Source organism: Advenella mandrilli, from assembly GCF_016595155.1.
Lineage (GTDB): Bacteria > Pseudomonadota > Gammaproteobacteria > Burkholderiales > Burkholderiaceae_B > Advenella > Advenella mandrilli.
Window position 1 is genome coordinate 49,957 of the sequence record NZ_JAENGP010000016.1, and the last position, 16,971, is coordinate 66,927.

18 protein-coding genes and 1 pseudogene are annotated in these 16,971 nt (G+C 50.5%); 13 read left to right on the forward strand and 6 right to left on the reverse strand.

Features of this window, described 5'->3' with window-relative positions; all coding sequences use genetic code 11:
* Position 1: 1 nt before the first annotated feature.
* Positions 2–637, reverse strand: a complete 636-nt coding sequence (locus tag JHL22_RS13490; protein WP_200238521.1) for a PhaM family polyhydroxyalkanoate granule multifunctional regulatory protein — start codon at positions 635–637, stop codon at positions 2–4.
* 19 nt (positions 638–656) lie between these two features.
* Positions 657–1,472, reverse strand: a complete 816-nt coding sequence (locus JHL22_RS13495) for an NUDIX hydrolase (protein ID WP_200238523.1) — start codon at positions 1,470–1,472, stop codon at positions 657–659.
* Positions 1,473–1,693: 221 nt separating this feature from the next.
* Between JHL22_RS13495 and coxB the strand changes: the two are divergent.
* From coxB to JHL22_RS13515, 5 genes and pseudogenes are all read left to right on the forward strand, one after another.
* A pseudogene (gene coxB / locus JHL22_RS13500) lies at positions 1,694–2,506 on the forward strand (cytochrome c oxidase subunit II); the annotation flags it as partial.
* Positions 2,507–2,593: 87 nt separating this feature from the next.
* Positions 2,594–4,189 (forward strand): cytochrome c oxidase subunit I, encoded by a 1,596-nt coding sequence (ctaD, locus tag JHL22_RS13505; RefSeq protein ID WP_200238528.1) that lies wholly within the window; start codon positions 2,594–2,596, stop codon positions 4,187–4,189.
* Positions 4,190–4,224: 35 nt separating this feature from the next.
* Positions 4,225–4,332, forward strand: coding sequence for a cytochrome oxidase small assembly protein (locus JHL22_RS16000; RefSeq protein WP_234041298.1), 108 nt, complete (start codon positions 4,225–4,227; stop codon positions 4,330–4,332).
* A 16-nt stretch (positions 4,333–4,348) separates the two neighbouring features.
* A complete protein-coding gene (locus JHL22_RS13510; RefSeq protein WP_200238531.1) occupies positions 4,349–4,573 on the forward strand; it encodes a DUF2970 domain-containing protein in 225 nt (74 codons plus the stop codon).
* Positions 4,574–4,609: 36 nt separating this feature from the next.
* A complete protein-coding gene (locus JHL22_RS13515) occupies positions 4,610–5,485 on the forward strand; it encodes a cytochrome c oxidase subunit 3 (protein ID WP_200238533.1) in 876 nt (291 codons plus the stop codon).
* A 62-nt stretch (positions 5,486–5,547) separates the two neighbouring features.
* On the opposite strand, the gene JHL22_RS13520 is transcribed toward JHL22_RS13515, so the two are convergent.
* Complete coding sequence (locus JHL22_RS13520) at positions 5,548–5,751, reverse strand: twin transmembrane helix small protein (RefSeq protein WP_200238536.1); 204 nt, start codon at positions 5,749–5,751, stop codon at positions 5,548–5,550.
* Between JHL22_RS13520 and JHL22_RS13525 the strand changes: the two genes are divergently transcribed.
* The 6 genes from JHL22_RS13525 (at position 5,750) to JHL22_RS13550 (ending at position 10,963) form a co-directional block, all read left to right on the forward strand.
* Entirely contained in the window at positions 5,750–6,562 is an 813-nt protein-coding gene (locus JHL22_RS13525) for an SURF1 family protein (protein WP_329610671.1), read from the forward strand. The genes JHL22_RS13520 and JHL22_RS13525 overlap by 2 nt on opposite strands.
* Positions 6,555–7,190: an SCO family protein gene (locus JHL22_RS13530; RefSeq protein ID WP_200238538.1), complete on the forward strand. Its 636-nt coding sequence runs from the start codon at positions 6,555–6,557 to the stop codon at positions 7,188–7,190. Before JHL22_RS13525 ends, JHL22_RS13530 begins: the two co-directional genes overlap by 8 nt.
* Before the next feature lie 3 nt (positions 7,191–7,193).
* Positions 7,194–8,210, forward strand: coding sequence for a COX15/CtaA family protein (locus JHL22_RS13535; protein WP_200238541.1), 1,017 nt, complete (start codon positions 7,194–7,196; stop codon positions 8,208–8,210).
* Positions 8,207–9,100: a heme o synthase gene (cyoE, locus tag JHL22_RS13540; protein WP_200238543.1), complete on the forward strand. Its 894-nt coding sequence runs from the start codon at positions 8,207–8,209 to the stop codon at positions 9,098–9,100. Before JHL22_RS13535 ends, cyoE begins: the two co-directional genes overlap by 4 nt.
* Positions 9,101–9,113: 13 nt before the next feature.
* The gene (locus JHL22_RS13545; protein ID WP_234041299.1) at positions 9,114–9,740 is read left to right on the forward strand and encodes an SCO family protein; all 627 of its coding nucleotides are present in this window, start codon (positions 9,114–9,116) and stop codon (positions 9,738–9,740) included.
* A 398-nt stretch (positions 9,741–10,138) separates the two neighbouring features.
* A complete protein-coding gene (locus JHL22_RS13550) occupies positions 10,139–10,963 on the forward strand; it encodes an OmpA family protein (RefSeq protein ID WP_200238546.1) in 825 nt (274 codons plus the stop codon).
* Positions 10,964–11,240: 277 nt separating this feature from the next.
* Here the strand turns inward: JHL22_RS13550 and rpoH are convergent, their stop codons facing one another.
* Positions 11,241–12,122, reverse strand: coding sequence for an RNA polymerase sigma factor RpoH (gene rpoH, locus JHL22_RS13555; protein WP_200238549.1), 882 nt, complete (start codon positions 12,120–12,122; stop codon positions 11,241–11,243).
* A gap of 143 nt (positions 12,123–12,265) precedes the next feature.
* The gene (fghA, locus tag JHL22_RS13560; protein ID WP_200238551.1) at positions 12,266–13,105 is read right to left on the reverse strand and encodes an S-formylglutathione hydrolase; all 840 of its coding nucleotides are present in this window, start codon (positions 13,103–13,105) and stop codon (positions 12,266–12,268) included.
* 118 nt (positions 13,106–13,223) lie between these two features.
* Here fghA and JHL22_RS13565 point away from each other — a divergent pair, with 118 nt between their 5' ends.
* Complete coding sequence (locus tag JHL22_RS13565) at positions 13,224–13,925, forward strand: hypothetical protein (protein WP_200238554.1); 702 nt, start codon at positions 13,224–13,226, stop codon at positions 13,923–13,925.
* A gap of 94 nt (positions 13,926–14,019) precedes the next feature.
* Positions 14,020–15,513, forward strand: a complete 1,494-nt coding sequence (gene glpK / locus JHL22_RS13570; RefSeq protein WP_200238556.1) for a glycerol kinase GlpK — start codon at positions 14,020–14,022, stop codon at positions 15,511–15,513.
* Between the two features lie 34 nt (positions 15,514–15,547).
* Here glpK and dbpA read toward each other — a convergent pair whose 3' ends face one another.
* A complete protein-coding gene (gene dbpA, locus JHL22_RS13575; RefSeq protein WP_200238559.1) occupies positions 15,548–16,927 on the reverse strand; it encodes an ATP-dependent RNA helicase DbpA in 1,380 nt (459 codons plus the stop codon).
* Between the last annotated feature and the right edge of the window lie 44 nt (positions 16,928–16,971).

The following is a 16,971-nucleotide window of genomic DNA, read 5'->3' on the forward strand; positions in this document are numbered from 1 at the left end:
ATCATTTTTTTGCAGGTGTTGTGGTTTTCTTGGCGGTGGTTTTTCTGGCGCTGGTTTTTGCCGGGGCGGCAGCGGGTTTGGTGCTTTCCCCCGATTCAGCTTCAGGAGTGGCTTCGGTGCTGGCTTGCATGGTGGCGGCAGTTGCCTGGGCCAGCTGGTTGAACTGGTTTTGCAGCATGTTCCACCAGACGTTGGCAGCAGCGCCCATGGCGTCACTGCCGCTAGCGGTCGTGTCCGGCTCGTTGGACGAAGCGGTTTCGGCAGCCTTGGGCTTTATGCCAAGCACTTCATCAAGGGTAGCCTGGCCTTTATGTTGCTCGGCCACCGCGCTAACAAAGGAATTCATGGTGGCAATGCTGGCACGCTGGATTTCCATACCCTGAATAGTGCTGGAAAGCATTGAAAGGTTAAGCTTCAACCAATTTTCAACGGTTTTCAATTCCTGGATGCGTTTGTCCAGGTCTTCGGGGTTAAGCGAGGTGCTGGCCATGGGAAATGAGGAAGGCGTGCCGGTTTGGGCAAATGACTGCCATGCCTTGCCCATCATTTCCATGCTGCTGATAAGTGGGTTGCCTGCCGTGATGCCATCCTGCCCAAAACCGGGAAGAACAAAAGGGTTGGTGTTTTGTGAACTCATGAGGAATCTCCTTGGTGAATTAAGGCAGCTGGTGCAATAATTGTCTGGCGGGCTGGTTTAGTAGCCCTTCAAGAATAACGACGGCCGCTTCTATGGTAATTACCCTGCGGGTAATCATATCAAGCACTTCTTCCTGCTCAAATATCCTGATTTCCGAGACTTCACCGTCACGGTTGGCAGGCTGGGTTTCTGGCAGGATAATGCAGTCACTAACCATAATATCCTCAACCTGATAGCCTTCGGGCAAGCGACGGTGCATTTGTAAAATAGTACGTAATGGCGTGCGGATTTGCAAATCGGGCTCATCCAGTCCGGCTTCTTCGTCACTTTCGCGTAAAAGCGCCTGTTCCAGGTCCTCAATTCCGTTGGCAAGACCGCCAACCAGTGTATCCCACATGCCAGGATCGGTGGATTTGGTAGCGGCCCGTTTGGCCAGGTAAAGCTTCAGGTCGGGGGTCCAGGCATTTAAATGCACGGCACGGGTCAACAGGCCAAGCGGGCGCATGGCGGCTCGTTCTATGACACCAATAACCTGTCCTTCGGCATACACATTTAGCAACTCATTACGCCAGGCCCTGGCGCAGTTGGCCTGGTGCAGGCAAGTGGCAATACTGGCCAAAAGAGGATCCAGTTCAGCCCTGGAAATGCCCGGGCTGGCAATATGGAATTTGGTGGCTGTCTGGCAAACCTGCGGATGATGACGCAAGGCTTGCTGTGCTTGGGCGGTAATGAAACCGGCAGATTTTCCGGCAATGAGCAAAGGAAGGGAATGTCTATGAGGGAATTCCTGTATTTCCTGCTGTAGCCCTTGATAAAGTTCAGTTAATTGCTTCAAATTGGTATGCGGTACGTATCAAACATGCAACGATTGTAGCCTTTATGCTTTTGATACAGTAACTTTAATCTGTGTTTATATGGTTAAATGAATGTACTATGATGTAAATCAATGCGTTGTAGATAAAGTTTGTGCCACTAAATAATAAATCTGTACCTGAATAGTCAGTGTTGTAGATAGTAATAAAAAATGATATTTGGGTGCAACAGCCAGAGGTCAACATGAAAAAGTTGAGAGGGTTGCCAGGCATTGCCGCATTCATTGGTAGCACGGCGGTATTTGCCCAAACAGGAGACATGCCAGGAGGGCCCAGGGTTGCGCAGGTTAACCTGACCCCCGGGGTAACTGAAATTGCCGCAGATATCTATTGGTTGCACTGGATGATGCTCATCATCTGTACCGTTATTTTTGTTGGTGTATTCGGGGTCATGTTCTATTCGATCTGGGCCCACCGCAAATCAAAGGGCCACAAGGCGTCCGTCTTCCATGAGCACTTGGGTGTTGAAGTCGCATGGACTGTTATTCCTTTTATTATTGTGATTGCCATGGCATTGCCGGCCACCAAAACGGTGGTGGCCATGAAAGACACCTCCAGTGCCGATCTGACCATCAAGGCCACGGGTTATCAGTGGAAATGGGGTTATGAGTACCTGGATGGCCCGGCCAAAGGGGTCAGTTTCCTGTCGAATCTGGCAACACCTCTGGATCAGATCATGGGTGATGCTGAAAAATCAAATACTTACCTGATGGAAGTGGACCAGGAAATGGTGGTGCCGGTTGGCAAGAAGATACGCGTGGTCGTGACGGCCGCTGATGTTATCCATTCCTGGTATGTGCCCGACCTGGGTGTCAAGCAGGATGCCATTCCAGGGTTTCTGCGCGATACGTGGTTCCGGGCCGACAAGACCGGAACGTTTCGGGGGCAGTGTGCTGAATTGTGTGGACAAAACCATGCCTTCATGCCGATCGTTGTGCGCGTTGTGTCCGAAGAAGATTTTGCAACCTGGTCAAAAGAGCGTAAAACGCTGGCCGCAAAATAACAGCACCAGGCTTAATTCAGAGACTTAGTTTAACCGGTCGCCAGTTATAGACGGGGACTATGCAGGTAAGGAGGACAACACATGACTAGCGTCGCAGTCGGTCACGCCCAGGATCACGTTCACGATGATCACGATGCCAAACCCAAGGGTTGGCGACGATGGCTTTTTGCCACCAACCATAAAGATATCGGGTTGATGTACCTGATCTTCTCGTTTATTGCCTTGCTGGAAGGCGGCACCCTGGCGCTGTTGATACGGATTGAGCTTTTTGAGCCGGGTGTGCAGTTCTTTCAGCCGGACCTGTTCAACCAGTTTACAACCATGCATGGCCTGATCATGATTTTTGGGGCAATCATGCCGGCGTTGGTGGGGTTTGCCAACTACATGATTCCTTTGCAGATTGGTGCATCGGATATGGCTTTTGCCCGCATGAACAACTTCAGTTTCTGGCTGTTGCCGGTGGGTGGCATTTTGTTAACCGCTTCTTTCTTTGTGCCGGGCGGTGCCAATGCGGCAGGCTGGACCATGTATGCGCCCCTGTCCCTGCAAATGGGGCCGGGTATGGATATGGCCATTTTTGCCATTCATATCCTGGGTGCGTCTTCAATCATGGGGGCGATTAATATTATTGTGACCGTGCTAAATATGCGGGCACCGGGCATGACTTTGATGAAAATGCCGCTGTTTTGCTGGACTTGGCTGATTACCGCTTACCTGCTGATTGCCGTGATGCCTGTTCTGGCGGCGGCGGTGACCATGTTGTTAACCGACCGTCATTTCGGTACCGGGTTTTTCAATGCGGCCGCGGGGGGAGATCCGGTGTTGTACCAGCACGTGTTCTGGTTCTTTGGACACCCTGAAGTTTATATCATGATTTTGCCGGCATTTGGTATTGTATCTGCGGTTATTCCGACTTTCTCGCGCAAAAAACTGTTTGGTTATGCGTCTATGGTGTATGCCACCTCAGCGATTGCGATCCTGTCATTTATTGTGTGGGCGCACCATATGTTCGCAACGGGCATGCCGGTAACCGGGCAGTTGTATTTCATGTATGCCACCATGCTGATTTCCATTCCAACCGGGGTGAAAGTGTTTAACTGGGTGGCTACCATGTGGCGCGGCTCATTAAGTTTTGAAACACCCATGCTGTTTTCAATCGGTTTTATTTTCGTGTTTACCATTGGTGGTTTTACCGGACTGATTGTGGCGGTGGCGCCTATTGATATTGCCGTGCACGATACCTATTACGTGGTGGCGCACTTCCATTATGTGCTGGTTGCCGGCTCTTTGTTTGCCCTGTTTTCAGGCACCTATTACTGGCTGCCAAAGTGGACCGGATACATGTATGACGAGAAGCTGGGCAAGATTCACTTCTGGTCAACCATGCTGTCTTTTAACCTGACCTTTTTTCCGATGCACTTTTTGGGCCTGGCTGGCATGCCGCGCCGTTATGTGGATTATGCAACGCAGTTTACCGACTTCCACCAGATCGCCACGATTGGGGCTTTCTGGTTCGGGTTTTCACAGTTGCTGTTTCTGTATATTGTGATTAAGGCGTTTCGTGGCAAAGGGCAGAAAGCAACCGCGCAGGTATGGGACGGCGCCGAGGGCCTTGAATGGACGCTGCCATCGCCTTTGCCGTTCCATACTTTCGAGACCCCGCCAGAAGTGAAGTAAACAGTAAACCGTTTTTTCATTAACAGGTAGAAACAATGACACCCGAGCAACGTCGTAAAAACAGAAGGGCAGGCCTCATATTGGCAGTTGTGGTAGTGGCCCTGTTCCTTTGGACAATAGGCAAAGGCCTTAAGATTGTCTAATTAAAAGGGCAAGTGAATGAGTGATGATATTAAAGAGCTGGCGCAGCGAAAACTGAATTTTTTCCAGACCCTGAAGGCTATCTTATGGGCTTTTCTGGGTATTCGCAAAGGCGCCAGTTATCAGGAAGATATTTCAAGGCTCAATCCTGTTCATATTATTCTTGCTGGCATTATCGGGGTGCTGGTTTTTGTTTTTATATTGGTGATGCTTGCTCGGTGGGCTATTTCAGGGCTGGCCTGATTCCAAGTAAACGTATTTGTACCAAAGGAGAAAGCTATGGGTGCAAGTCATTCCGTCAATGGCAAAGAGGCGCCATATTATTATGTGCCTGCATTTTCGGCTCATCCGGTCAGAACCAGTTTTGCCATTTTAATCATGCTGATTGGGGCCGTCACCTGGATTAACCGTGTTCCCTATGGAAACTGGATTTTTCTGGTTGGGTTGCTGTCATTGTTTATTATGCTTTTTTTCTGGTTTCGTGATGCCATCCGGGAATCCGAGAGCGGGCTTAACAGCAAGCGCATTGATGATTCCTATCGTTGGGGGATGGGCTGGTTTATTTTTTCCGAGGTCATGTTCTTTGCAGCTTTTTTTGGCTCGCTTTGGTATGCCCGTGAAATAACCACCCCCTGGTTGAGTAATCTGGATCACCAGTTAATGCTGTGGCCGGGGTTTTCAGGCCAATGGCCCAATTTCGGACCGGCCGGGATTGTTCCGCATTTTGAAACGATCGGACCTTTCTGGCTGCCCACCATTAATACGATTTTACTGTTAACGTCCGGGTTGACGCTAACCTTTTCGCATCATGCCTTGCGGGCCAGCAAGCGGGGCAGCAGTATTTTCTGGCTGTTGCTGACCGTGGTCCTGGGCTTTACCTTCCTGTATTTTCAGGCGGTTGAATATGGCCATGCCTATTCCGACCTGAACCTGCGTTTTGATTCTGGAATTTATGGCTCGCTGTTTTACATGTTAACCGGATTTCACGGTTTTCACGTATTGCTGGGCGCCACTATCCTGACCATTATTTTGTTGCGCCTGGTCAGTGGGCATTTTACGGCAGAGCACCACTTTGGCTTTGAAGGGGCGGCCTGGTATTGGCACTTTGTTGATGTGGTCTGGTTGGGGCTTTATTTGTTTGTATATTGGTTTTAAGGTGCTGGCCACCCTGCAGGGGCCGGTTTGATCCGGCCTTTTGTTGTTGGTCGGCGGGGGGCTTATGGCCTGAAACCGCTGCTGTGGATCCAGCCCATGTAGTTGGCAAACAGCACAAAGGCCAGCAGGGCAATCGAAAGACCAACACGCAAGGTCAGGGCGTTGACGGTTTTGTTGCTGGTCCCTTTGTCCCGCATTAAATAGAAAAAGGCAACTGCCAGGCTGACAATAATGGCCAGGAAAGCTAACCCGATGAATACATGCATGATGGACTCCCCCAATGGGCAAAAACGAATGAAAAACAGTCAACCCTTAAAGATAAAGTACTGGCTTGCCTTACTGCTTTTGGCAATGCTGGTGGTGCTTTTTATTTTTCTGGGTCGATGGCAATTGCAGCGTGCCGATGAGCGACGGGCCATTCAGGCCGATATCGAACACGGGCAACAGCTTTCCTCTTTATTACTTCAAAATGATACACCTGAAAGTGAATGGCGGGAATGGAGAAAGGTTAGCGTGACCGGTATATGGCAACCGCAGTTCAGTGTGTTGCTAAACCGCAATCACCATGGCCGTCCGGGTTATTGGCTGGCAACCCCCCTGTTGCTGGACGGGAGTCCTGATAAAGCCGTTTTGGTTTTGCGTGGCTGGTTTGAGCGGCGTATTGCGCCAGATTCCCTTCCCGATTTTCCGGTAACCGCAGAAACGGTCACCCTTGACGGGCAGTTGCTGGGGCATGTGCCACGCCTGTTTGAGCTTTGGTCTTTATCGGGTGAAAAACAGGCGCAATTGCCGGCTCGCCTGCCATTGCCAGGGCCAGATTTGCCACAGGTGCAAAATCTTGATTTGAAGGAATTGGCCCAGGCAAGCAGACTGGTTTATTTACCCGTCGTGGTTCAGCAAACCGGTGTGGATAATGACGGGCTGGCCCGGGACTGGGTAACACCGCCGGTTGATGATCACAAGAATACGGGTTATGCCCTGCAATGGTTTGGGTTTGCCCTGATAGCGCTGCTGGCCCTGCTATTTGTAGGATACAGGATGGGTCGTTATGGGAAATCAAGGAGCAAAAATGAGTAGTGATGTGTTGGAGATGAAAAAGCGGTCCCTGGTGCCTTTGTATCTGATTCTGCTAAGTTGCATTATTCCTGTGGTGGCGGCAGCCCTGCTTTACTTCGTGCCGGGTTTAAGACCCGAGGGGGCGACCAATTATGGCTCTTTCGTGATGCCACAACGCAGTATGCCATCGTCTGCCCAGTTGCCATTACGCACCCTTGATGGCAATTTGTTTGACCTGAACTCCCTGAAAGGGCGCTGGGTACTGGTTAGTGCCGATGGTGGAGCCTGTCCTGATTCTTGCGCCACCAAGTTGCATTACACCCGTAATGCCCATGCCAGCCAGGGCAAGAATGTAGAGCGACTGGTGCGCGTGTGGTTTGTGACCGACAACGAAACCATCCCGCAGAAGGTGCTGGATGCGTATAAAGGCACCTTGATGTTACGGGTTGACCCGGTTGCACTGGGTACTTTTTTATTAGGCCAGGATGTTCGTGCAGGAGCGGATGAACTGGAGCGGGAAATGGATAAATATTTGTGGATTATTGATCCGCTTGGCAATTTGATCATGTATTACCCCGGCCAGGAAACCGATCCTGTCCGGTTCCGTAATGATATTGCCAAGTTGTTGCATGTTTCGGTAATTGGGTAAGCCATGGCAACCCGGGTTCATTCTGTTTATCGCCGGCTTGTTTTCCTGACCTGGTTTTTTACCCTCGACCTGATCATGTTTGGCGCTTTTGTGCGTCTTACCGATTCAGGCCTGGGCTGCCCCGACTGGCCGGGCTGTTATGGCAAACTCACGCCGTTTGGCGCATCGGGGCAGATTGCCGATGCACTGGTGCAACAGCCATATGGGCCGGTGTCCATGTCAAAGGCCTGGATTGAAATGATTCACCGGTATTGGGGTAGTGTACTGGGCATGCTGATTATTGCCATTGTGTTCATGGCATGGCGTTACCGGAAGCAGATTGGCCGCCCGGCGGGGCTGGCGACCTTTTGCCTGGTTGCAGTTTGCCTGCAGGGTGCTTTCGGCGCCTGGACCGTTACGCATAAATTAATGCCGGTGATCGTGACCGCCCATTTGTTGGGCGGCATGTTGTTACTGGCGCTGATGAGCTGGCTGGCCGCCCGTGAAAAAACGCATGCCCCGGTTTCTGTTGAGGTGGCATTTGCGCGACCATGGATGTTGTTTGGCCTGCTGATATTATTTGTGCAAATTGTGCTCGGCGGCTGGGTCAGTACCAATTATGCCGCCCTGGCCTGCATGGATTTTCCAACCTGTCACGGACAATGGGTACCCGAGATGGATTTTGCCGGTGGTTATTCAATTTTTCGTGAGTTGGGTGTATTACCCAATGGGGAGATCATCTCGCAACAGGCCCTGACTGCCATTCACTGGGTGCACCGGAATTTTGCGGTTTTTGTTTTCGTGTATCTGTTTGCCATTGCCTTGCGCCTGCGTCAAGAGCAGGGTTTACGCGCTCCCGCACAATGGCTGGTTTTGCTATTATTGATGCAGGTATTAACCGGACTAAGCACAATATTTTTCCAATGGCCATTACTCATTGCCGTTTTGCATAATGGTGGGGCCGCAGGGCTGGTGATTGCGGCGGTAACAATGCTTGTACGATTGAATCGTGCAGGATCTGACTATAAGGTATTGCCATGACGATAGCCTTGACTGCGCAAACAAAATTTTTTCAACAGTATTGGGTGCTAACCAAACCCCGGGTAACCCAGCTGGCGGTTTTTTGTGCCGTGATTGGCATGTTTCTGGCGTCAAACGGGTTGCCCCCGGTTAGTGTGGTGGTGGCAGGCACCATCGGGATCTGGCTGCTGGCTGCGGCCGCATTTGCCATTAATTGCCTGATCGAGCAGGAAATTGATGCCCGCATGTTAAGAACCCGACGCCGGGCAACGGCACAGGGCACGATTACCTCTTTGCAGGTGGTGCTTATGTCGGGCATGGTGGGTGGGCTGGGCATGCTGGTGCTGTACTGGTTTGTGAATGCCCTGACCATGTGGCTAACGTTTGCGACATTTATTGGCTATGCCTTGATCTATACCATTGTATTAAAACCGCGCACCCCCCAGAATATCGTTATTGGCGGTTTGTCGGGTGCGATGCCGCCAGCGTTGGGCTGGGCGGCCGTGGCAGGCTCGGTACCGGCAGAAGCGTGGTTGCTGGTGCTTATTATTTTTGCCTGGACACCTCCGCATTTCTGGGCGCTGGCCCTGTATCGCAGCCATGATTACCAAAAATCCGGTTTGCCCATGTTGCCAATAACGCATGGCAATGCTTTTACCCGCTTGCATATTTTGTTATATACCTTCATGCTTGTGGTCATAACGCTAATGCCATTTATTATCCGCATGAGCGGCCTGTTTTATCTGGCCGCGGCACTGTTTTTAGGGGGTTGGTTTATCAAGTACGCATTAAGCCTGTATAAGGTTTACAGCGATGAACTGGCCCGAAAAATATTCCGGTTTTCGATTCTCTATCTTGCCTTGCTGTTTGGGGCATTGCTGGTGGATCACTGGATCATGATTTTGATGTGATGGTAGGTATTTAATGAATAAATCATATAAAGCCAGAAAGCTGGCAATCAGTATGGGCCTGGTTTTTTCCATGCTCTTTGGCTTGTCAGCCTGCAAACAGGAAGTACTTGAAGGGGCCTCTGCGCAATCGTTGGCCTTTATCGGCTCGGATATTACCGGTACCGGTTTTGGTAAAAATGTCAGTGGCATTAACCAGAATGGCCAAGCGGTTTCTTTCAACGATTACAAAGACAAGGTGGTGGTTGTTTTCTTCGGTTTTACCCAATGTCCCGATGTCTGCCCCACGGCCATGGCTGAATTGTCGCAGCTCATGACAAAATTCACCCCTGAAGAAGCGGCACAGGTGCAGGTGGTCATGGTTAGCATAGACCCCGAGCGTGATACCCCAGAAATGCTTAAGGCTTATGTATCCGCTTTCGATGATCGTTTCAATGGTATTACTGGTACACCCGAACAAATTGCCCAGTTGGCCAAGTCCTTCAAGGCCTTTTATAAGAAAGTGGCCCATACCAATGGTACTTATTCAATGGAGCACAGTTCCAGTTTATATGTGCTGGATAAAAATGGTGAATCCCGCATTCTTTTCAAGCCGGGTACACTCATAGAAGATATGGAAAAGGATATTAGAAGCCTGTTTTGAGTTTTTCGTTGTAGTGCGTCATTATCTGCATCCGGCTTTCAGGCCGGATGTTTATTTTTGGGATAAAAAAATGTGGAGCCCGAGGGGGCAAGGTCCGGTGCTAAAAATAAGCGTGTAAGCCATTACATAATTCTTGTTTTGTATCTTAATGTTTTTATTTGTTATCTAAACATTATTTATTAAGATCTATGTTGTGTGATTGAAACAATAATTTACGATTAATGATTAAAATGCATGCAATTTAATTGAGTCATTGGCTTTCTGTCTTGGCTGGCCTGCCTGCGTTTTATTTAATAATTGTTGGCAAGAGTTTGGTCGTTCATGACAAAAAATTTCTATAAATATAGTATACGAATTCTTGGTCTGGATTTGTTTTGGACAAAATTGGTTGGAGTAAAATGAATTTCCCCAGAGTAATTGTGACAGCACTGGCAGGTGTTTCCCTGGCTGCTTGTGGTTCACTTAGCAATGTCATGCCCGACGGCACAAGTGATAATCCGGTTTTCCCAGAGATCCACAATATTACCTATGATAATGGCAGGGGCGTCGCCCCCAATCCAGAAAATCTTAAACTGGTACGTTCGGGTGTCACCAAAGACCAGCTTTATTACTTGCTGGGCCGTCCTCATTTTTCAGAAGGTTTTGCACCCCGCGAATGGGATTTCCTGTTTTACCTGAATACGCCGGGTAAAGGTACGAACAATGTGTCTTCCTGCCAATACAAAATTCTGTTCGACAAGGATATGCTGGCCCGCAGTTTTTACTGGAAACCGGTAGGCCCGAATGACATTTGCGAACCTGAATCCCTTGAGAAAGTGGCGGAACAAGCCAGAAAAGTCACCCTTGAAGCAGACGGCCTGTTTGCATTTAATGGTGCCGGCATTAATGATTTGCAGCAGCGCGGCAAATTGCGTCTTGAAGCCTTAAGCCAGGAAATCCGCAACCAGCCCAGTGTCAAATCCGTGGTTATTATCGGCCATACCGATCGTCTGGGCCCCAAGGCCTATAACCAGGCTTTGTCTGAAAGACGGGCAAGCAGTGTTGCCGGGTATTTAATATCCAAAGGCGTGTCTTCTTCCCTTATTACGGTGCAAGGACAAGGTGAATTGCAGCCGCTGGTTCAGTGCGAGAATACCGGTAATCGCCAGGAACTGATCAGTTGTCTGGCACCCAACCGCAGGGTTGAAGTACTGGTCAATCTTGAAGAGAATCAGGACAAATAAACAGCAAAAAAAAAGCACTTCATCTACTGAAGTGCCTGAATCATCCGTTTCAAAAGGGAGGGGAAAGAGGAGGAGCAGAAACGGATGTTAAACCCAAGCCTGCATTGCACAGATATTGCCGGGGCTTATAGTGTTTAGGCTTGCTGTTCCTACAATAGTTCAATAAGTTTCCCGTCCAGTTGTTTTAATATGTTACTGCAATATATAAACCCGGCGCGGTAAAAAAACGTCATCCCCTTATGTCAGGAATGACGTTAAATGTTTGAATCCAGAAAAACTATTCGCTTAATGCCTTGCGCATTTTTTTCAGGGAGGCGGCTTCAATTTGCCGGATCCGTTCGGCCGACACGCCAAATTCGGCAGCCAGTTCATGCAAGGTGGCGCCGCCACCTTCATCTTGTAGCCAGCGGGCTTCAATAATGCGGCGGGAGCGCTCATCAAGCAGCGAAAGTGCCTGGGAAATACCCGAGCTTTGCAGGGTATCGTAAGCCTGTTTTTCAATCACGGAGGTGGGTTCGTGATCGCCGTCGTCTGACAGGTAAGAAATGGGGGCGAACTCGTCATCATCATTGGTTTGTGATTCAAACGACATATCGCGGCCTGAAAGACGGACTTCCATTTCACTGACATCTTCGGGGCGGACATTCAGTTTGGCGGCAATGCCTTCAATATGTTCCGGATTAAGGGTTTGGCCATCGGGACGCATGCTGCGCAAATTGAAGAACAGCTTGCGCTGGGCTTTGGTGGTGGCAATTTTTACCATACGCCAATTGCGAATGACATATTCATGAATTTCGGCCTTGATCCAATGAACGGCAAAAGAAACCAGGCGGACACCACGGGACACGTCAAAACGCTTGACCGCTTTCATCAGGCCAATATTGCCTTCCTGGATAAGGTCGGCGTGTGGCAGGCCATAGCCCAGATACTGGCGGGAAATGGACACCACCAGACGCAGGTGCGACATGATAAGGTCACGGGCCGCATCCAGATTGCCTTCTTTTTGCAATTGTTCAGCCAAATTCTTCTCCTGTTCTGCCGACAGGAGCGGTAAACGGTTCACTGCGCTAATGTATGCCTCTATGGTGCCTAATGCTCCCGGGTTGGAGATGGCCATGGCTACATTGGAATTTGACAGTGCAAGCGCTTGATTTGACATAGATTTTGTTTGACTCCGTTGAAATTATATCTTCGTTGTATATATTAGCACTCAATAACAAAGAGTGCTAATAAGATATTGAAATCAGGAAAAAGTTCCTGTTTCAATCTATTTATGGCTTTTTTCCGGCGTTATGACCCACTTTAAAGGCGTTCGGCATGAAAACGGATATGGTCTTCCATGAAGGTTGAAATGAAATAATAACCGTGGTCATAATGCTCGTGGTGACGCAGGACCAACGGCTGGTTGGCTTGTTCACATGCCGCTTCGAACACCTCGGGATACAGCTGTTCTTGCAGGAAGCTGTCTTTCAGACCCTGGTCGACCAGGATGCCCTGGGGAAAAGGGTTGTGCAGGGTTTGCATCAGGCAGGAGGCATCATAAGCTTCCCATTGGGTTTTATCGTTGCCTAAATAACGGGAAAAGGCCTTTTGTCCCCATGGACATTTGACTGGGGCGGCAACCGGAGCAAAAGCAGAGACGGATTTGAACAGTTGGGGGTTTTTCAGGGCCAGTACCAGTGCGCCGTGGCCGCCCATCGAGTGGCCGAAAATACCCATCCGGTCTTTGGCTGCACCCAGTGTTTCGGCTATCGCATAAAGCTCTTTAGTAATGTAGCTGTACATCCGGTAGTTTTTATTCCAGCCGGGTTCGGTGGCATCCAGATAAAAACCGGCACCGGTGCCAAAGTCCCAGTGTTCGTCTTCTCCTTCTATGCCTGCCCCTCTTGGGCTGGTGTCCGGGGCAATTAGCATCATGCCGTGTTCGGCCGCGTAACGCTGGGCGGCTCCTTTGGTCATGAAGGTTTCTTCGGTGCACGTCAGGCCGGCCAGGTAAAACAAGGCGGGCAGGGCACCATTTTCGGCCTGGCGGGGTATAAATACGGAAAAACGCATGGGCAGGCCGATTTCACTGGACTGGTGTCGGTAAAAACGCTGTATCCCGTCAAAACAGGCATGTTCGCTGATAATTTCAAGATTCATGTTGTTGACCTAAGAATAGAAGGAAGAAAAACAAGTTGGCGTAAACACAAAGATTGTACCTGTAGATGGCTATGTTTTTCGCTACAATTTGTCTTGTCTATTCTTTGATTGAATTATCATGGCCCGACTTCCCCGTCTGTATGCGCCACACACCGCACAATTGGTGCATGCAAAGCTTGTCCATTCTTTTGATGCGGCCCCTGATGCGGGGCAACTTATGAATCAGGTTCTGGCCTGGCTCGCAGACCTGGTGCGCATGCATAACGTTGCCTTGCATGGCTGGACGCTGGTTGATGACAGCATTCTGCTTCTGGCCACCCCTGAAAACGAGCAGGGCATTTCCCGTGTCATGCAGTCGCTGGGCCGGAACCTGGCCGCTTCATTGCGGTCTGGTCCCGTTTTTTTAGGCCGTTATCATTCAACCTTGCTTGAACCCGGGCAATGGGTGCTGCCAGTGATGGTCTGGCTGGAGTCTTTTACCAGTCGCGAGAAAGGCATGGATGCACCCGAATTATGGCCTTGGTCATCGGTGGGCATTCATACCGGGGCCGGTTTGGGGGCCGTACCCTGGCTAACTGATCATGAAGACTACTGGCTTACCGGCAATACGCCGTTTGACCGTCAGGTCCGCTACAGAGAGATTTTTCATCATGGCTTGTCCATGAACGAGAGCGCCCGGATTGCTACCGCTTTGGCAGGGCAATGGGCGCTGGGTAGCGAAGCGTTCCTGCAGTCGCTGTCCAGCAGTGCCAGCAGGCGTGTCAGCCCCGGTAAGCGTGGCCGCCCAAGAAAAATCCAGCCTGAGTCCGACATGAAGTAAATGCTTGTTCATGGCTTGCTCTTATTTGTCGTCCTGTTTAAGCGTAATATTGGAACCGATATACTGTTCAGACATAAAAACGAAAAGGATGGGTATGGACTATTTACTGGCCCTTGATCAGGGAACCTCAAGTTCGCGCAGTATCTTGTTTGACCTGCAGGGCAATATTGTTGCCATGGCGCAGCAGGAGTTCCCCCAGTACTATCCGCAATCGGGGTGGGTGGAGCATGAGCCGCAAGAAATCTGGCAATCACAGCTGGCCACCCTGCGTGACGTTATTCGCCAGTCAGGAATCAGTCCAAACCGGATAGTAGCGGCGGGTATTACTAACCAAAGGGAAACCACCTTGGTCTGGCACCGTAAAACCGGGCAGGCATTATGCCGGGCGATTGTCTGGCAAGACCGGCGCGGTGAAGCCCTGTGCAGTGAGTTAAGGGAAAAAGGGCTGGAACTGTTTATTCAGACGCGCACCGGCTTGAAACTGGATGCTTATTTTTCGGCCACCAAATTAAGCTGGATGCTTGACAACGTGCCCGGTGCCCGCAAGCTGGCCGAGCAGGGAGAGTTGGCCTTTGGAACGGTGGATAGCTGGCTGTTATGGCAGTTAAGCAAAGGCCGGGTGCATGCGACCGATGTCAGCAATGCTTCACGTACTTTGTTATTCAATGTCAGGAATAATGGCTGGGATCCCGAATTGCTGGATTTGTTCGGCATTCCGGCCAGTATGCTGCCCGACGTACTGCCGTCAAGCGCTTTTTATGGACAAATTGATGAAACCATTGCTGGCCATTCCATTCCGATTGGTGGTGTGGCGGGAGACCAGCAAAGTGCCCTGTTCGGCCAGGCCTGCTTCCAGCCCGGCATGGCCAAGAATACCTATGGTACTGGCTGCTTTGCCCTGTTACATGCCGGTGGGCATTTTAGGGTGTCGGAAAATGGCTTGTTAACCACCCGGGTGGCCCAGCATCAGGATGGGCTTGAGTATGCCCTGGAAGGCAGTGTGTTTATAGGTGGGGCAGTGGTGCAGTGGTTGCGCGATGGCCTGGGGATCATTCAGCAAAGTGCCCAGGTACAGCCGTTGGCCGACTCGGTAAGCGATAGTGATGGTGTATTGTTTGTGCCCGCCTTTACCGGTTTGGGCGCACCTTATTGGGATGCCAATGCCCGCGGAACCATTACCGGACTTAGTCGTGCTACTACAGCGGCGCATATTGCGCGGGCAGCGGTAGAAAGCATTGCCTATCAAAGTGCCGCCCTGTTAGAGGCCATGAGCCTGGAGGTCAAGGCAGATAATGGGGTGCCCTTACAGGAATTACGGGTTGACGGTGGCGCTTGCGTGAATAATTCTTTAATGCAATTTCAGGCGGATTTGCTGGGCATTCCGGTGGTCCGTCCCCAAATGATTGAAACCACTGCCCTGGGCGCGGCTTATCTGGCTGGCTTGCAGCTTGGAGTGTGGTCGGGTACCGATGAGCTTGCTGCATTATGGCGCGAAGAACACCGTTTTGAGCCCAATATCGGGCGGGATGAAGCGACCAGCCTGATGGAAAAGTGGAACCGGGCAGTTCGCCAGACGATGGCGACATGATCGCCACAGTCTGACCGCGCTTTGCGCTGGATATTTATTCCATGAAGCGCATTTGCAATTGCCGGCCTTTAATGGTGCGTTGACGAAGTTGTGTGATGGTGTCATCGGCCACTTTGCGTTCGATGGCAACAAAGGAAACAAAATCGTAAATATTGATTTTGCCCACTTGTTTGGCGTGCAGGCCAATATCCTTGGTTAAGGCGCCCAGCAGGTCTCCGGGGCGGATTTTGTCTTTTTTGCCGGCTCGCAGGCAAATGGTTTTCATGGGGGGCTGCAAAGAACGGGCGTTGGTTTTGACTGACGGTAAATCCTGCCAGTCCAGCGCTGCCTCAAGCGCCTTTTCAATGCGTTCTGCCCTGAATTTTTCTTGCGGACTGCATAAGGTAAGTGCCAGCCCCTTGGCTTCACTTCTGCCGGTGCGGCCAATACGATGAATATGGGTTTCCGCATTGGGTGAAATATCCACGTTAATCACGGCGTCAAGGGTTTGGATATCCAGGCCACGGGCGGCCACATCGGTGGCGACCAGCACCGAGCAGCTTTGGTTGATAAACTGGACCAGGACATCTTCACGGTCACGCTGCTCCAGGTCTCCATGCAATATAAGTGCCCGGATGCCACGCTGTTGCAGGTCTTCGGCAAGTTCCTCGCATTGTGCCTTGGTATTGCAAAATGCCAGGGTAGATACCGGACGGAAATGGTTGAGCAGGTTGGCGGTTGCCACAAAACGCTGTTCAGGATTGATTTCATAAAAAATCTGTTCAATCTGGCTCTGGCTGGGCAGGGATTCTACCTGAACCTTTTCAGGGTTGATCATGAAGCCTTCGCAATCTTTCAGGATAGGCGCCGGATAAGTGGCTGAAAACATCAGGGTCTGGCGTTTAAGTGGACATGCACGGGTAATGGCACAAATATCATCATAAAAACCCATGTCAATCATACGGTCGGCCTCATCAAATACCAGTGTTTTGACGGTATTCAATTCAAGCTGCCCACGTTCTTGCAGGTCAAGAATGCGTCCGGGGGTGCCCACCACAATATGTGCACCGTGTGAAAGGGACTCGATTTGAGTGCGCAATGCCGCGCCGCCGCATAAGGTCAGGATCTTGATATTGCCTAATGCACGGGCCAGTTTGCGTAGTTCCCGGGAAACCTGGTCGGCTAGCTCCCGGGTGGGGCACAGCACCAATCCTTGAATGCCAAAAAAAGCAGGGTTGATTTTTTGCATGATACCCAGGCCGAAAGCGAGCGTCTTGCCGCTACCGGTTTGGGCCTGGGCCAGAACGTCCCGACCGTCCAGGATCAGGGGCAGACTTTCTACCTGTATGGGTGTCATGGCGGTATAACCCAGTTCTGACAGATTGTGTTGTTGTTCGGCAGAAAGGGGAAGGGAAGTAAAAGAGTTGGCGGTCATGGCGGGTGTGTTGTATTCAGGAAGGAAAAATAAAAGAGAATTGT

Bases quoted from the DNA above. Each gene is read 5' to 3' on its own strand.
- cyoE (WP_200238543.1), top strand. From the start codon at position 8,207: ATGACGATAGCCTTGACTGCGCAAACAAAATTTTTTCAACAGTATTGG.
- JHL22_RS13545 (WP_234041299.1), top strand. From the start codon at position 9,114: ATGAATAAATCATATAAAGCCAGAAAGCTGGCAATCAGTATGGGCCTG.
- JHL22_RS13510 (WP_200238531.1), top strand. From the start codon at position 4,349: ATGAGTGATGATATTAAAGAGCTGGCGCAGCGAAAACTGAATTTTTTC.
- rpoH (WP_200238549.1), bottom strand. From the start codon at position 12,122: ATGTCAAATCAAGCGCTTGCACTGTCAAATTCCAATGTAGCCATGGCC.
- glpK (WP_200238556.1), top strand. From the start codon at position 14,020: ATGGACTATTTACTGGCCCTTGATCAGGGAACCTCAAGTTCGCGCAGT.
- JHL22_RS13535 (WP_200238541.1), top strand. From the start codon at position 7,194: ATGGCAACCCGGGTTCATTCTGTTTATCGCCGGCTTGTTTTCCTGACC.
- JHL22_RS13550 (WP_200238546.1), top strand. From the start codon at position 10,139: ATGAATTTCCCCAGAGTAATTGTGACAGCACTGGCAGGTGTTTCCCTG.
- JHL22_RS13530 (WP_200238538.1), top strand. From the start codon at position 6,555: ATGAGTAGTGATGTGTTGGAGATGAAAAAGCGGTCCCTGGTGCCTTTG.
- dbpA (WP_200238559.1), bottom strand. From the start codon at position 16,927: ATGACCGCCAACTCTTTTACTTCCCTTCCCCTTTCTGCCGAACAACAA.
- JHL22_RS13525 (WP_329610671.1), top strand. From the start codon at position 5,750: ATGATGGACTCCCCCAATGGGCAAAAACGAATGAAAAACAGTCAACCC.
- JHL22_RS16000 (WP_234041298.1), top strand. From the start codon at position 4,225: ATGACACCCGAGCAACGTCGTAAAAACAGAAGGGCAGGCCTCATATTG.
- JHL22_RS13490 (WP_200238521.1), bottom strand. From the start codon at position 637: ATGAGTTCACAAAACACCAACCCTTTTGTTCTTCCCGGTTTTGGGCAG.
- JHL22_RS13565 (WP_200238554.1), top strand. From the start codon at position 13,224: ATGGCCCGACTTCCCCGTCTGTATGCGCCACACACCGCACAATTGGTG.
- JHL22_RS13515 (WP_200238533.1), top strand. From the start codon at position 4,610: ATGGGTGCAAGTCATTCCGTCAATGGCAAAGAGGCGCCATATTATTAT.
- fghA (WP_200238551.1), bottom strand. From the start codon at position 13,105: ATGAATCTTGAAATTATCAGCGAACATGCCTGTTTTGACGGGATACAG.
- ctaD (WP_200238528.1), top strand. From the start codon at position 2,594: ATGACTAGCGTCGCAGTCGGTCACGCCCAGGATCACGTTCACGATGAT.
- JHL22_RS13520 (WP_200238536.1), bottom strand. From the start codon at position 5,751: ATGCATGTATTCATCGGGTTAGCTTTCCTGGCCATTATTGTCAGCCTG.